Raw genomic sequence first — 2,279 nt, forward strand, 5'->3', positions numbered from 1 at the left:
GGCCGGGACGACGATTGTGTTTGTGGCGGGCTTTTGGAGCCCCTTACGTCGGCGACACCACACCCTTCAGCGCCGCTGCCTTCGGGGCGGCACCGCGCGTCAGCCGAGCCTTTTCACTGTTCGGCCAGAGCAGGAGCAGGCCGAGCAGGCCGGAGCCGACCATGATCACGGCGTTGATGGTGAAGCCGGTCATGTAGCCGTCGAGCATGCTGCCGGCGCGCTGGATCACGGTGCCCATCACGGCGGGCGCGATGATGCCCGAGAGCGTGTAGAGCGCGCCGTAGATCGCCAGGATCGCGCCGCGCTGCGACGACGGCGTGAATTCGCCGAGCATGGGCGGGCAGACCACGTAGATCGCGCCGCACAAGCCCGTTCCGATCACGAGCAAGGTGAGCTGAAGGGCGGCGCCCTGGACATGCGGCATCGCCGCCAGGATCAGGCCGCCGACGATCAACGGGACCGAGCCGAGCACGCCACGGGCGATGCGCGTGGTCGAGCCGCGGGCCATCATCAGTTGCGAGATCCAGCCCGTCAGGATCACGATGGTGGCGCCGAACACCCAGGGCAGGGTCGAAATCCAGCCGGCCTGGCTCTGCGAGAAGCCGAGGCCCTTGATGATGAACGGCGTGAACCAGGTCAGCCCGAGCGACAGCGCCCAATAAGCCCCGAAGGTCGCCGCGACGCAGCCGAGGAAGGTGCGCGAGGTGAGAAGCTGAAGATAGGGAATCTTCGTCTCGGTGACGGCAAGGGCCTGCGTGTCCTCCAGCGGACCTTCCTTGCCGAGCGCGAGCCAGGCACAGACCCAGATCAGGCCGACGACGCCGAGCGCGCCGAATGCGTAGTGCCAGGAGTGATTGACGATGACCCAGTTCAGCGCGGGCACCGCCAGGATGACGCCGAAGGCCGAGCCCTGCGACAGGATCGCAGTCGGCAGCGTGCGCTTCTCGTCGGGGAACCATTTGTAGATGGCGTGCGCGGCGACCGAGAAGGCCGGGCCTTCGCCGGCGCCCAGCACGATGCGGCAGATCAGCAGCGTGGTGAAGGAGACGGTGCCGACCATCGGAAACTGTGCCAGCGCCCAGACCACCGCGAGTGACAGCAGCACCCAGCGCGTCGGCACCTTGTTGACGATGAAGCCGACCACGATGGCCGAGATCGAGAACAGGAAGAAGAACGAGGAGCCGAGCAGGCCGAACTGCTCCGGAGTGAGCTTGAGGTCCGTCATGATCGGCACGCCGGCGAGGCCGACCACGATCTTGTCGGCGAAGTTCACCAGCATGAAGAGAAACAGCAGAAAGGTGACCGTCCAGGCGCCCTTCGGTGTTTCCCCGGATGTCGTCGTCTTGCCCGCCACCATGGGCGTTCCCTGAGCGCTCATCGTTCTCCCCGTGTCTTTTTGGCAGTTTTTTGATTTGGCCGTTGTTGGAGCTAACAACGGCTTCGACGGCAACGCAACCCCGGCATTTCCGGTGCAGGTGTGCTACGCAGCATTTCCGTTAATTCCGTCCGGCGCCATTCATCGTGCTGAGCATCCGAAATCTCTCCAAGACGTTCTCCGCGGCCGCCGAACCGGTCCACGTGCTGCGCGGCGTCGACCTTGACCTCAAGGCCGGCGAACGCGTCGCGCTGACCGGCGAATCCGGTAGCGGCAAGAGYACGCTGCTGCATCTGATCGCAGGGCTCGACGCCGCCGACGGCGGCTCGATCCGGCTCGAGGACACCGAGGTCACCAAGCTGTCGGACGCGGGACGCGCGAGCCTGCGGCGCGACCGGATCGGCCTCGTATTCCAGCAGTACAACCTGATCCCGAGCCTGTCGGTCGCGGACAATCTGGCTTTCCAGGCGCGGATCGCTGGCCGGCATGACGCGGCCTGGTCCAGGGAGCTGGTCGAACGGCTCGGGCTCGGCACCCTCTTGACGCGCTATCCCGAGCAATTGTCCGGCGGCCAGCAGCAGCGCGTCGCGATCGGCCGGGCGCTGGCGACAAAACCCTCGCTGCTGCTCGCGGACGAGCCGACCGGCAATCTGGATGAAGCGACCGCCGAGGACGTGCTGGCGCTGACGCGCGACCTCGTCACGCGCACCGGCTGCGGCTTCCTGATGGTGACGCACAGCCTGCATCTGGCCGCTACGCTCGACCGCCACCTCACCCTGCATGCGGGGCGGATCACATGAAGCGCGCGCTGTGGGTCCTCGCGGTGCTCCTGAGCCATTGGCGGCGGCACAGGATGCAGTTCGCGACGCTTCTGATCGGGCTGATCGCCGCAACCGCGCTGTGG

The 2,279-nt window shown here is 66.4% G+C and carries 2 protein-coding genes; one reads left to right on the forward strand and one right to left on the reverse strand.

What is annotated here, in order from left to right:
- Positions 1-43: 43 nt before the first annotated feature.
- Positions 44-1,378, reverse strand: a complete 1,335-nt coding sequence (locus AC1D00_RS37315) for an MFS transporter (RefSeq protein WP_477014113.1) — start codon at positions 1,376-1,378, stop codon at positions 44-46.
- A gap of 143 nt (positions 1,379-1,521) precedes the next feature.
- Between AC1D00_RS37315 and AC1D00_RS37320 the strand changes: the two genes are divergently transcribed.
- Positions 1,522-2,175 (forward strand): ABC transporter ATP-binding protein, encoded by a 654-nt coding sequence (locus tag AC1D00_RS37320; protein WP_027542228.1) that lies wholly within the window; start codon positions 1,522-1,524, stop codon positions 2,173-2,175.
- The last annotated feature ends 104 nt before the right edge of the window (positions 2,176-2,279 follow it).

The sequence above is a fragment of the Bradyrhizobium sp. P2_E8 genome (genome assembly GCF_056403875.1).